Genomic DNA, 12,981 nt, shown 5'->3' on the forward strand with positions numbered 1-12,981 from the left:
CCGTGCTGATCGTCAAGTTCGGGTCCAAAAGCACAGCAATTCCCGTGCCATGAGGCATGCCTGCAACGCTGTGCCCGGCTATTTTGCGCGGCACCTATGCAATAGGCAAGGCGTGTTCGCGCCTGAGCGATCAGAGCAGGAATGCAAGCGCCGCTTCACAGCGCTCCTCAACCTTCAGCGTCAGGAGATCGTCGGCGCGCGTGCGGCCGAGATTGACCGCGGCGATGGGGATATTGCGCCGCGCGGCGGCTTGGACGAAGCGGAAGCCGGAATAGACCATCAGTGACGAGCCGACGATCAGCATGGCATCGGCTTCTGCCAGATGATCCTGCGCCGTGGCCACCACCTCGCGCGGCACGTTCTCACCGAAGAACACCACGTCGGGCTTGAGGATGCCGCCGCAGGCTTGGCAAGGTGGCACCTCGAAGGAGGAAAAATCCTCGTGCTCCAGATCGGCGTCGCCGTCGGGCGCATCCGCGGCATCGAGCGTCAGCCATGCCGCATTGGCGCGGCCGAGCGCGTGCTGAAACTCCTCGCGCGACGTCTTCGCCCCGCAGCCCATGCAGCGGACCAGATCGAGCCGGCCGTGCAGGTCGATCACCTGCCGATGGCCGGCCGACTGATGCAGCCGGTCGACGTTCTGGGTCAGCAGCATCCCGCACCGGCCGTTCGCCTCGAGCCGGGCCAGCGCGCGATGCGCATCGTTGGGCCTCGCCCGGCCGAACCGCCGCCAGCCGATCAGGCTGCGCGCCCAATAGCGCCGGCGGGTCTGCTCGTCCGACATGAAGGCCTGGAAGTTGACGGGCTGGGTCCGCTTCCAATTGCCCTGGCTGTCGCGATAGTCGGGAATCCCGGAATTGGTGCTGCAGCCGGCGCCCGTCAGCACGAACAGGCGTTCGTGCCGGCCGATGAAATCCTGGAGCGGAGGTTTTGCCGGAGGGGCATTCGTCATGGCGCATGATGTAGTTCGCGCCGGCCCGTTTTGCCAGATGACGACAATCCCGGCGCATGGCGGCCGCATAGCCGCTATCGCGGCGACCGCCGTCCCGTGAGATCGAGCGGACGAGCTTTCTCTTGTCCCGCGATCCGCGCGGCCTGCTGCAGCGTCAGCCTGAACTCGTCCCGCTTCTCGTGCACCGAGGCGATCGCATGCCCGACTGCAACGCCGAGGCCGACCAGTGCGGCTTCGGAGAGCTGCAGGCTCGCCTCGATGGTTTCCGGCACCGCATCGGTTGCGCCGATCGCGTAAAGGTGCCGGGCATGATCGGCGTCCCGCGCACGCGAGACGATCAGCACGTCCGGCCGCACCGCCCGGATCCGCTCGACGACGGCATCGATCGCCGGCCGCGACTGGATGGTGATGATCACGCCGGTCGTCTGCATCAAGCCGCAGGCTTCGAGGAAACCCGGCTCTGTCGCATCGCCAAAATAGACCTTGTGACCGTCGCGGCGGTCGCGCGCCACGTCGACGGCCGCGTGATCGACCGCGATGTAGTTCAGGCCATGGCTGGTCAGCAGGGAGCAGACGACCTTTCCAACACGGCCATAGCCGACCACGATGGCTTGCGCCCGGTCGCCGGGCGGCCGGACCGCGAGCTCGGGATCGGGCGTGCGTTCGCTGCTCAGCTTCGCGGCCAATCGTCGCCCGAGCATGCCCAGAAGCGGCGTCAGGGCCATCGTCACGGCGGTGACGGCGACGGCAAAGCTCGACACGCGGGGCTCGATCATGCCTCCGGCCGCCGCCATTCCGATGCTGACGAAGGCGAATTCGCCGACGGGGCCCAGCAGGAAGCCGATCTCGATCGCCGCGGGCCATGACAGCCTGAAGAGGCGCCCCAGGATGATCAGCACGATCGCCTTGCCGACGAGAATGCCGACGACGGCGGCCAGCAGCCAGCCGGGCTCGCGCAGGAACACACGGACGTCGATCGCCATCCCGACTGTGAAGAAGAAGATGCCCAGCAGCAGGCCCTTGAACGGCTCGACGGTGGCCTCGATGGCCTTGCCATATTCGGTTTCCGCCAGCATCAGTCCTGCAACGAAGGCTCCGAGCGCCATCGACAGGCCAGCCTGGTGGGCGGCAAGGCCTGCGCCGACGATGACGAACAAGGTCGCGGCAACGAACAACTCCGTCGAATGGGTGCCTGCGACCATCTGGAAGAGCGGACGGATCAGCAGCCGTCCGACCAGAGTGAGGAAGGCTACCGCCAGCACAGCCTTCAGGACCGCACTGGAGATGTGCGCCACGACCGAGCCACCGCTTCCCGCGCCGAGCACCGAGACGAAAACCAGAATGGGGACGACTGCGAGGTCTTGAGCCAGCAGCACCGAGAAGCTGGCGCGCCCGGCCGAGGTGGAAAGCCGCCTCTCGGCGGACAGGAGCTCGAGCACGATCGCCGTCGAGGACAGCGCAAGGCTCGCGCCGAGGATCACGGCCGTATCGGAGCTCTGCCCGAAGAGAAGCGCCACGCCGAAAATCATGGCCGACGTCGCGAGGACTTGCAGGCCGCCGAGCCCGAACACCAGACGCCGCATCGTCATGAGCCGTCTGAAAGACAGCTCGAGCCCGATCAGGAATAGCAGGAACACGATGCCGAGATTGGCGATACCCTCGACGTTCTGGGCGTCCGTCACGGTGAACCAGTACAGGACCGGGACGTCCTTGACGAGCGAGCCGAGCCCGAGCGGACCGAGAATGGCGCCGGCCCCGAGATAGCCCAGCACGGGATTGATGCCCCAATGCCGGACCATTGGCACCACCACGCCGGCAGTCCCGAGCACCACCAGCGCGTCACTATAGGCATTGATGTTGATGGTTGTGGTCACGGGCCCTTCACGTGTCGGCGCCCGCCAATAGCGGCAGCGCCATCCACGGTCGATAGCACACGGCGCCGCAGATCCCCAACCGGTCGCGCCCCTCTATCCCACGCGAGGCGCGCGCAACCCCAAGCCGGTTTTCAGCTTGCCCAGTTCTCCCGAAACTCTGGAAACAGCGTCAGGCCCCCGCAGGCATAGATGGTCTGGCCGGTGATGTAGCTGGCGTCGTCCGAGGCGAGGAAGGCGAACACCGCGGCGATCTCTTCCGGCGTGCCGACGCGCCCCATCGGAATGTGGGAGGTGACGACGCCGCGCTTCTCCGGATCGCCGGTCCAGGCCGCATTGATCGGCGTGTCGATCGCGCCGGGACCAACCGCATTGACGCGGATGCGCTGGCCGGCGAATTCCAGCGCCAGCGTGCGCGTCAGATTGGCCATGCCGCCCTTGCTGATCGAGTAAGCGAGATAGCCGGGTTTGGGGATGATCTGGTGGACGCTGGAGCAGTTGATGATGCTGCCGCCTGCCCCGCGCGCGACGAAATGCGCCAGCGCCTTCTGCGCACACAGCACGGCGCCGTTCAGGTTGACGTCGATGATGCGGCGATAGGTTTCGACGTCGAGCGCCTCGCTCGGCGATTCCCGCTGGAAGCCGGCATTGTTGACGAGACAGTCGAGGCGCTTGAAACGCGCCAGGACCGTCTCGAACATCGCGGCGATGTCCTGCTCATTGCCGATATCGGCCTTGACGACGATATGGTCGAGCCTGCCGTGGCCGCGATCGCTCGATGCGGTTCGTGCGAGCGCGAGCGTCTCGTCCGCCCCCTCGGGACTGCCGAAATAATTGATGGCGACGGTCGCGCCTTCCTGGGCGAGCCGGATGGCGACGGCACGGCCGATGCCTTGTGAGGCGCCGGTCACCAGCGCGTACTGGCCGACGAGGCGCGAGGGAAACGGGGTCGAGCGTTCGGTTTGCGGCATGTGTTTTCTCCGGGATGCATCATCATGGATGGAACCGGCGTTTTGTTCCATCCCTCGCAGATGCCGGGATCTAGTCAGCTCGCTGCGCGCGCGGCGAGGTCAAGATCTGATAGAGGATGATCGCGCCGAAGGTCGCGGTGCCGATGCCGCCGATCGTGAATGCACCGAATTTGAGCGTGAGATCGCCGGCCCCTGCGATCAGCGCCACCGCGACCGTGATGAGGTTCGCAGGATTAGCGAAGTCGACCTTGTTCTCGACCCAGATTCGTCCGGCCATCGCCGCGATCAATCCGAACAGCACGATCGAAAGCCCCCCGATGACGGGACCCGGGATGGACAGGATGAGCGCGCCGAATTTCGGCGAGAAGCCGAGCAGGATCGACACCAAGGCTGCGAACGCAAACAGCAGGGTCGAATAGACCTTGGTCGCCGCCATCACGCCGATGTTCTCGGCATAAGTGGTGACGCCGGTACCACCGCCGCACGCCGCCACGATGGTAGCTAAGCTGTCGGCGAAAAGAGCGCGGCCAAGATAAGAATCGAGGCTTCGGCCGGTCATGGCGCCAACGGCCTTGATGTGCCCGAGATTCTCGGCAACGAGAATGACGGCAACCGGCGCGATGAGGAAGATCGCATCGGCATGGAAGCTCGGCGCAGTGAAGTTCGGCAGCCCGAGCCACGGCGCGGCCGACAATTGCGTGAAGTCGATCGGCTTGCCAAAGCCGAGGCCGTTCGCGAACAGCAGGTAGAGGAGATAGCCGCCGACCGCCCCGAGGATGATCGGTAGGCGGCGCCACAGGCCTGGTGCTGCAACGGCGACCACGCCGATGATCAAGACGGTGGCGAGGCCGATCCAGGTGTCGAATGCATTGGCGCTCACCGCCTTGACCGCCACCGGCGCGAGATTGAGGCCGATCGCGGCGACGACGGCGCCGGTAACGGCCGGCGGCAGCAGCCGCTCGATCCAGCCGACACCGGACCACATCACGACCAGCGAAATCAGGCCATACAGCACTCCGGCGCCGACGATGCCGCCGAGCGCAACCGACAGGTTCGGGTTCGGCCCCTGCCCGGCATAGCCGGTGGCGGCGATGACGACGGCGATGAAGGCGAAGCTCGAGCCGAGATAACTAGGCACGCGCCCGGCGACGATGACGAAAAAGATCAGCGTGCCGACGCCGGAGAACAGAACTGCAACGTTGGGATCGAACCCCATCAACAGCGGCGCGATGATCGTCGCACCGGACATCGCGACGCAATGTTGAAGACCCGAGACGATGGTCTGGCCCCAGGACAGCCGCTCCTCCGGCATAATCACGCCCGAGGTCTTGAGCTTCCAACGTGGAAAATAACTCTGCTCGTCCGAGCCTGTTGCGATCGTCATGTTCCCACCCAAGTTCGACGCAACGACCGATGGTCGTGCCAACAGACAAAAATGTGATTGTCGCTTCTGCGGCGCCCATCACATGATGCAAATCATGCACGATCAATCCGTTCCCGAGCCTACATTATGACACAGATTGCGATCCCGTCAGCCATCCAGCGCCGGCACCAGCCCTGGTACAAGATCCTCTACGTCCAGGTGCTGATCGCGATCGCACTCGGCGTGCTCATCGGCTATGTCTATCCCGATCTCGGCAAGGCCTTGAAGCCGCTCGGCGACGGCTTCATCGCGCTGATCAAGATGATGATCGCGCCCGTGATCTTCTGCACCGTGGTGCACGGCATCTCCTCGATGGGCGATCTGAAGCGGGTCGGCCGGGTCGGGCTGAAATCGCTGATCTATTTCGAGACGGTCTCGACCGTGGCCCTCGCGGTCGGCCTTCTGGTCGGCGAGATTCTCCAGCCCGGGCGCGGCTTCAACATCGATCCGGCGACGATCGACCCGAAATCGGTGGCGACCTACGTCACCAAGGCCCACGAAGAGGGCATCGTAGCCCACCTGATGGCGATCATTCCCGACAGCTATCTCGGGGCGATCGCGCGCGGCGACCTCTTGCAGGTGCTGCTGATCTCGATTCTCTCCGGCTTCGCCATCGCCTTTCTCGGCAAGGCCGGCGAGCCCATCGCGGACGCGATCGACAAGGCGGCGAAGATGTTCTTCGGCATCATCCGCATCATCGTGCGCGTCGCGCCGATCGGCGCCTTCGGCGCCATGGCGTTCACCGTCGGCGCCTACGGCCTCGGCTCGCTGCTCAATCTCGCCGCGCTGATCGGCACGTTCTATCTGACCAGCATCCTGTTCGTGCTGATCGTGCTGGGTTCGATCGCCCGGCTCGCCGGCTTCTCGATCCTGCGCTTCATCGCCTATATCAAGGACGAACTCTTGATCGTGCTCGGCACCTCGTCCTCCGAGACCGTGCTGCCGCAGATGATCCAGAAGATGGAGCATCTCGGCGCCTCACGCTCCGTGGTCGGCCTCGTCATCCCGACCGGCTACAGCTTCAACCTCGACGGGACCAACATCTACATGACGCTGGCGACGCTGTTCCTGGCGCAGGCGACCAACACCCATCTGACCATCTGGCAGGAGCTCGGCATTTTGGGCATCGCCATGATCACCTCCAAGGGGGCCTCGGGCGTGACCGGCGCCGGCTTCATCACGCTCGCTGCGACGCTGTCGATCGTGCCTGATATCCCGATCCAGTCGATCGCGATCCTGGTCGGCATCGACAAGTTCATGAGTGAATGCCGCGCGCTCACCAACCTGATCGGCAATGGCGTTGCCTGCGTGGTCATCAGCATCTCCGAAGGCGAGCTCGACCGCGACGCGCTGCACGAGACCATGGCGCATCCGCTGGAGATCGGCGAGGCGCTGGAGCCGGGTGGAGGCGCGGCATCCTAGGCCGCGCAATCGGTAGGCAGACGAAGCCTGGTTCCGATGCGGTAGTTTCCCGGAGTAGAAAATCGATGCGGCCCGCGTCACAACAATGGCGTTGGGATCACGGATTTATACTCATTTTTTTCCGCCCGACGCGCTGGGGGCAGGGCGTCGGGCTTTTGAAAATCACAGCCAGATCCAGAGCGCCAGGCGGGATCAGACGATCCCGCCATCGATGCGCGGCAAATTGGCGGCAAGTTCGATCCGCCGCGTGATCCCGATCGCCTGCAGGAACGCCTCGTCATGGCTCACGACCAGCAGTGCGCCGTCATAGGCCCGCAAGCCGGCCTCGACGGCTTCGATGGACTCGAAGTCGAGATGATTGGTCGGCTCGTCCAGGATCAGCAGCGACGGCGGCGGCTGCCCGCCCAGCACGCAAGCGAGGCCCGCGCGGAAGATTTGCCCGCCGCTCAGGCTCCCGGCGATTTGCAAGGCGGCATCGGCGCGAAACATGAACCGGGCCAGCGCGGCATGGCACTCGTTCGCACCGGCCTTCGGATTGAGACGCCGAAAATTGTCCAGGATGGAGCGCGCCGGGTCGAGCAGGCTGACCTTCTGGTCGAACAACGCGAAATCCGGCCTGAGCCGCACGATGCCCGCAAGCGGACGCAGCTCGCCCACGATGAGCTTCAGCAGCGTCGTCTTGCCGGAGCCATTGGGCCCGACCAGCGCGACGCGCTCCGGCCCGACCACCGCAAATGAGAGGTCGCGCACGACAGGCTGCTCCGGCCAAAAGCCAGCGCTGACACCGTCAAGCCAAAGCACTTCCCTCCCCGCCGGCAGGTCGGTTGCGGGCAATTTGACCGAGAGCGGCTGAAGAACCTCGATGCGCCGGCGCGCCGTGTCGATGGCTTGAAGCGCCTCCGCGCGCTGCCGCTCCGCGATTTGCGCATTCTTGCCGCCGGTGTCCTCGCTGCGATCCTTGCGGGCGCCGGCCAGGATGCGCGGCATGTCGCCCTTGGCGCGCTTCTTTCTGCCGCCGCTGTCCTTGCGCGCTTTCTTCTCCGCGGCCTCCTGCGCCCTCCCGTCGATCTCGGACAGGCGGTTCTCGGCATGCGCGAGATCGTGCCTCACAGCCGCGAGCTCGATGGCCTTCTGCGTTCGAAAGCTGCTCCAATTGCCACCATATCGCGTCGCGCCGAGCGACGTCAGTTCGACGATCGCATCCATGGTGTCGAGCAGTGTCCGGTCGTGGCTGACGATAATCGCGCCGCCGCGCCAGGCAGACAGCAGATCGGTGACGGCCTTGCGTCCGTCCTGGTCGAGATTGTTGGTGGGCTCGTCCAGCAGCAGGAAGTCAGGCGCAGCGAACACCAGCGCGGCGAGACGAACCCGCGTGATCTGGCCACCGGACAGGCACGACAGCGCCGTATCGGGAGACGGATCGAACCCGAGGCGCGCCAACGCGGCCTCAAGCCGCGTCTCGAGCGTCCAGTCGACCGCAGCGACCTCGTCGGCGGAGGCGTCGCCCCGCTCGGCACGGCGCAGCAACTCGAGCGCCGGCCGCACGCCGAACAGATCCGCCACGGTCGCGCCGGCAAGAACCTGCACGTCCTGGCGCAACAAGCCGATAGTGCCGTTGATCAGAACGCGTCCCGACTGAGGAACATGTTCGCCGAGCATCGACGCAAGCAGCGTCGTCTTGCCAACGCCGTTACGGCCGACGAGACCAGTTCGCTCGGCGCCGAGTGTCAGATCGAGGTTTGAGAAAAGAGAGCGCCCGTCAGGCGTGGACAGCGACAGGTTCGACAGGACGATTGAAGCAGGCATGGAATTCCCCGTGAGCAAGGCGGATGGGCGTTGCGGTCGGAGAGAAATCCATGGCTGCGAAGATCCTGATTGAGGAACTCTCTAACTAGTCCCATCAAAAGGCGAGATCAAGGCGCGGCTCGAGGAGACAACAGCGTGATTGGCGCTGTCGTCCTTCCTCGCCGTGCGCCATCAGCCCTTGAGCGCGGTCACCACCACCTCGATTAGCGCGCCGCCGCCGAGATCGGCGACGCCGACGGTGGCGCGGGTCGGCAGGTTGTCGCCGAAGAATTCGGTCCAGGCCGCGTCCATCTCTTTCTTCTTGGAGAGATCGGTGACGAAGATCGAGGCGCTGACCACGCGGCTCTTGTCGGTTCCCGCCTCTTTCAGATAGCCGGCGATCTTGCCGAGGATGTTGCGGGTCTGCTCGCCCATCGAGACCGAGGTGTCGTCGGCGATCGTGCCGCCGAGGAAGACGAAGCCATTGGCTTCGACGGCGCGGTGCATGATGGGCGTGCGGATGCTGCGGGTGATGCTCATGATATCCTCTTGTTTAGAGCGTGGAAGGGTGGAAGCGGTCGATGCCGAGTTCGCCGATACGGGTCTGGGTGCCGCCGTTGACGATCAGTTCCGCCATCACGGCGCCGGCGCCAGGGCCGAGCTGGAAACCGTGCAGCGAGAAGCCGAACTGGTGATAGAGGCCCTTGTGACGCGAGCTCGGCCCGAACACGGGAATGTCGTCCTTCATCTTGGCTTCAATGCCGGCCCAGGCACGGACGATGTTGGCGCTGCGCATCACCGGAAACAGCTCGAACACGGTCTGCGCACTGGTCGCAAGGCTCTTCCAGTCCAGCACCGTCTCGTTGCGATCCTGATAGGGCGTCGCCAGATGGCCGCCACCGATCAGCACGGTGCCGTTCTTGAACTGCTTGAAGGACAGCTTTCGACCACGCAGGATCACGACGGGGTCGATGAAGTGCGGCACGCGCGAGGTGATCATCAGCATCGGCGCCACGGTTTCGACCGGGACGGGCTCGCCGAGATGAGCCGCGATCCTGCCGGCCCAGGCGCCGGCAGCATTCACCAGCACCGGCGCGGCAAAGCTCTCCGACCCGGCATCGACGTGCCAGAGGCCGTCACGGTGCCGGATGCTGCCGGCAGCTACGCCTTCGCGCACAGTTGCGCCCAATTGCTCGGCCTTGCGGCGGAACGCCGTCGTCGTCTGCGCCGGATTGGCCGCACCGTCACGCCGAGAAACCACACCGCCGGGACAGGTCTCGGCCACCGCCGGCACCAGCCGGCGCAGTTCGGCGGCGTCGATCAGCTCCTCGTGGGTGAAGCCCAGCGCATTGAGCTCGGCGACGCGCGCGCGGCAGAGGGCGAGTTCTTCCTCGTTCTCGGCGACCAGCACCTGGCCGTAGCTCTCGAAGCTGCAATCGTCGTCGACGAGATCCGTGATCTTCTCCCAGATGTCCATCGAGCGGATCGACAGCGGAATCTCGGGAATGTGCCGCGCGAGCTGCCGGACGCCGCCGGCATTGACGCCCGAGGCGTGACGGCCGGCATAGTCCTTCTCGATCAGCACCGGCTTCAGGCCGGCGAGACACAGATGCAGCGTGGTCGAGCACCCGTGGATGCCGCCGCCAATGACGATCGCATCCACATTTGTGCTCATCCGCGCACCACAGCCTTGACGTCGGCCTCGCTCTTGGGAACGGCGGCGAGTTCGGCCAGCGTGATCGGCTTCACCGGCGCGCGCAGCCGGTAGTAACCGATCTCCTGCGGGGTCTTGCCGCGCGCCCGCGCCATCAGCTCGGTGACGGTGAGGCCGCAGAGCCGGCCCTGGCACGGGCCCATGCCGGTGCGGCGATAGGCCTTGAGCTGATTCGGCCCGGTCGCGCCGATCGCGACGGAATCGAGAACGTCCTTTGCCGTGACCTCTTCGCAACGACAGACGATGGTATCGCCTGAAGGAATCCGGAACTGCGGCGCGGGGCGGAACAGCGTGTCGAGGAACAGGCGGCCACGCTCAGCCTTGGCGAGGTCGGAACGGAGCGTCGCCATTGCGGGAAGTTTTGCGGCAGAAGCGGGCGCCAGTGCTTCGACGGCGGCGCGCGCGGCAATGCGACCGCGCACCACGGCTGCACTCGCGCCGCCGATGCCGGCCCCGTCACCGGCGATCGCGATGCCGGCGACCGACGAATTGCCGCTCGCGTCGAGCACTGGCGACCAGCACAATTGCAGATCATCCCAGCGATGCTCGATGCCGGCTGACATCGCCAGATTGACGTTGGGCACGACGCCCTGATGCAGCAGCAACAGGTCCGCAGCGATGGTCTCGCGCTTGCCGCCGGCGACGTAGCTCACGCTGGCAAGCTGGCCATCACCGGAAGCCGCAAGCTCGGTGACGCCGGAGACGACCTGCACCTTCGCCCTCACCTCGCGCATCATCGACAGGCCCTTGGCGAAATAGGGCGAGGTGAGGAAGGCGAAAGCGTGCGGGAGCGCGGCGAAATAATTGCCGCGCTGGGTGGTGTCGAGGATGCGATCGATGCGGCCGCCAAGCCGCAGTATCTGCGCGGCGAGCAGCCAGAGCAGCGGCCCCTGCCCTGCGATCACCGTGCGTCCGTCGGGCACCAGGGCCGAGGACTTCAGCATGGTCTGCGCCGCGCCCGCGGTCATCACGCCCGGCAGCGTCCAGCCGGGAATTGGGAACGGCCGCTCCAGCGCACCGGTCGCGAGAATCACGCGTTTCGCCTTGACGAAGGCCGAGGCGCCGCCGATCGAGACGGCGATATCGAGATTGCGGTCGAGGCTCCAGACGGTGGCGCGGTGAATGACCTCCGCATTGCTCGCGCGCAGCGACTGCACGAGATCGGCGCCGACCCAATAATCGGCGCCGAGCTGATTGCGCTCGGTAACCGGCGTCGAGGCGATGGCGCGAAACACCTGACCACCGGGGCCGATGTTCTCGTCGAGCAGCAGCGTCGAGAGGCCGGCCTCGGCGGATGTTGCGGCAGCAGCAAGGCCCGCGGGCCCGGCGCCGATCACCACGACGTCATAGTTTTCGCGCTTGGGAGCCACGCTCATTTTCCGATCTCCCGCTTGCCCTTCTGGATTTCGATCTGCATGCCCTCGGCGACGGGCACGAGGCACCCTTGCCGGTTGCCGACGCCGTCGATGGTGACGAGGCAGTCGAAGCAGACGCCCATCATGCAATAAGGCAGACGCGGCGCGCCGCTCACCGCGGTGGAACGCCGTGCGTCAACGCCGGAGGCCAGCAGTGCGGCGGAGACGGTGTCGCCCTGGCGCGCTGCGACCGCGACGCCGTCGACGAAGATCTGCACCTGTGGCCGCTTGTCCTGTTCGGATCGCTTGAACATGGGGATGCCTCTTGGCTCCTTCTCAGAATCTCTAGTAGCCGCTGCTGTTCGCAGCACCTGCGCCACCAAAACGGCTGGCCGAGAACGCGCCGACCAGCTCCGGCTCGAGCGCGCCCTGCACCACCATGCGCGCGATCTCGAAGGCGTGGTTGGAGGCGAGCGTCACGCCGGAATGGCAGCAGGCGACGAAGGCGCCGGGATGCGTCTCCGACTGATCGTAGATCGGAAAGCCGTCCTGCGGCATGACGCGAATGCCGGACCAGCTCCTGACCACGTTGAGCCGCGCCAGATGCGGGAACATGCGCTGCGCGCGATCGGCCATGACGCCGCTGATCGACGGCTTCAGCGTGCGATCATCGAGCTCGTCCTCCTTGCTGTCGCCGATCATCACCGTGCCCTCGTCGGTCTGGCGGATCGTGGTCAGCGGATGCGGCAGGAACGGCATGGTGCGCTCGGTCACGACGACCTGGCCGCGAGTCGGGCCCATCGGCGCAAAGAGGCCGACCATCGGCGCCAGCGTCTGGTTGGCGTTGCCGGCGGCGAGCACGATCTTGGCGGCGCGCAGCTCGCCCTGCGGCGTGATCAGCCGAAATTCGCCCCCGCTCTTGCTGATCGCCGAGACCGGACGCTCCGGAAAATAGTCGATGCCGAACGCAATGAAGCCGGTGTGGAAGGCGCGGAACGTGCGCAGCGAATTGACGTGGCCGTCGAGCGGACAATAGCTGCCGCCGGAGACCTCGGGGCCGATCAGCGGCAGCGCCTCCTTCACCTCGGACGGCCGCAGCATCTCCATCTTGTAGTCGGCCGCGCCGACCTGGTTGTGCATGCGCTTGACGAGCTCGGTGCGCTGGCCGAATTCGTCCTCGCCGAGCGTGAGATGAAAACCGCCGTTCTGCTGCAGGGCGACGTCGAGGCCGGTCTGCTGCTTCAGCTCGGAGGCCAGCCGGCCCCACGCCTGCGAGGCCTGCACGGTCCACCGCGTATAGGCCGGCATGCCGAGCCCTTTGCTCTGCACCCACACCAATGCGAAGTTCGCGCGCGAGGCGCGCTTGGTGATGTCGCCTTCGTCGAGCACGGCGACCTTCTTGCCGAGCCGGCCGAGGCCCCAGGCAATGGCGGAGCCGAGCAGTCCGCCGCCGACGACGGCGACGTCGTAATCTCCTGACATGAGTTC

11 protein-coding genes are annotated in these 12,981 nt (G+C 65.7%); 1 reads left to right on the forward strand and 10 read right to left on the reverse strand.

Features of this window, described 5'->3' with window-relative positions; translation table 11 throughout:
- Positions 1-130 precede the first annotated feature (130 nt).
- From I6F28_RS03475 to I6F28_RS03490, 4 genes are all read right to left on the reverse strand, one after another.
- The gene (locus tag I6F28_RS03475) at positions 131-952 is read right to left on the reverse strand and encodes an NAD-dependent protein deacetylase (RefSeq protein WP_035998466.1); all 822 of its coding nucleotides are present in this window, start codon (positions 950-952) and stop codon (positions 131-133) included.
- Positions 953-1,026: 74 nt separating this feature from the next.
- Positions 1,027-2,826, reverse strand: coding sequence for a cation:proton antiporter domain-containing protein (locus I6F28_RS03480; protein WP_225139275.1), 1,800 nt, complete (start codon positions 2,824-2,826; stop codon positions 1,027-1,029).
- Positions 2,827-2,957: 131 nt separating this feature from the next.
- Complete coding sequence (locus I6F28_RS03485) at positions 2,958-3,794, reverse strand: SDR family oxidoreductase (protein WP_035998460.1); 837 nt, start codon at positions 3,792-3,794, stop codon at positions 2,958-2,960.
- Between the two features lie 70 nt (positions 3,795-3,864).
- Positions 3,865-5,178 (reverse strand): solute carrier family 23 protein, encoded by a 1,314-nt coding sequence (locus tag I6F28_RS03490; RefSeq protein WP_225112966.1) that lies wholly within the window; start codon positions 5,176-5,178, stop codon positions 3,865-3,867.
- A 126-nt stretch (positions 5,179-5,304) separates the two neighbouring features.
- On the opposite strand from I6F28_RS03490, the gene I6F28_RS03495 reads away from it, so the two are divergent.
- Positions 5,305-6,639 carry a dicarboxylate/amino acid:cation symporter gene (locus tag I6F28_RS03495; RefSeq protein WP_035998454.1) on the forward strand — a complete coding sequence of 445 codons (1,335 nt, stop codon included), beginning with the start codon at positions 5,305-5,307 and terminating at the stop codon, positions 6,637-6,639.
- 192 nt (positions 6,640-6,831) lie between these two features.
- On the opposite strand, the gene I6F28_RS03500 is transcribed toward I6F28_RS03495, so the two are convergent.
- The 6 genes from I6F28_RS03500 to I6F28_RS03525 form a co-directional block, all read right to left on the reverse strand.
- The gene (locus I6F28_RS03500; RefSeq protein WP_225139276.1) at positions 6,832-8,445 is read right to left on the reverse strand and encodes an ABC-F family ATP-binding cassette domain-containing protein; all 1,614 of its coding nucleotides are present in this window, start codon (positions 8,443-8,445) and stop codon (positions 6,832-6,834) included.
- Between the two features lie 171 nt (positions 8,446-8,616).
- Entirely contained in the window at positions 8,617-8,964 is a 348-nt protein-coding gene (locus I6F28_RS03505) for a RidA family protein (RefSeq protein ID WP_028138431.1), read from the reverse strand.
- A gap of 13 nt (positions 8,965-8,977) precedes the next feature.
- Positions 8,978-10,099: an NAD(P)/FAD-dependent oxidoreductase gene (locus I6F28_RS03510; RefSeq protein WP_036021805.1), complete on the reverse strand. Its 1,122-nt coding sequence runs from the start codon at positions 10,097-10,099 to the stop codon at positions 8,978-8,980.
- Complete coding sequence (locus I6F28_RS03515) at positions 10,096-11,514, reverse strand: FAD/NAD(P)-dependent oxidoreductase (RefSeq protein WP_225139277.1); 1,419 nt, start codon at positions 11,512-11,514, stop codon at positions 10,096-10,098. Before I6F28_RS03515 ends, I6F28_RS03510 begins: the two co-directional genes overlap by 4 nt.
- The gene (locus I6F28_RS03520; protein WP_025034065.1) at positions 11,511-11,807 is read right to left on the reverse strand and encodes a (2Fe-2S)-binding protein; all 297 of its coding nucleotides are present in this window, start codon (positions 11,805-11,807) and stop codon (positions 11,511-11,513) included. Before I6F28_RS03520 ends, I6F28_RS03515 begins: the two co-directional genes overlap by 4 nt.
- Positions 11,808-11,838: 31 nt before the next feature.
- On the reverse strand, positions 11,839-12,975 hold the full coding sequence (locus I6F28_RS03525) for an NAD(P)/FAD-dependent oxidoreductase (protein ID WP_225139278.1): 1,137 nt from the start codon (positions 12,973-12,975) through the stop codon (positions 11,839-11,841).
- Positions 12,976-12,981 lie beyond the last annotated feature (6 nt).

Origin of the sequence: Bradyrhizobium sp. NBAIM14, assembly GCF_020193895.1 — a bacterium.
Taxonomy (GTDB): Bacteria; Pseudomonadota; Alphaproteobacteria; order Rhizobiales; family Xanthobacteraceae; genus Bradyrhizobium; species Bradyrhizobium yuanmingense.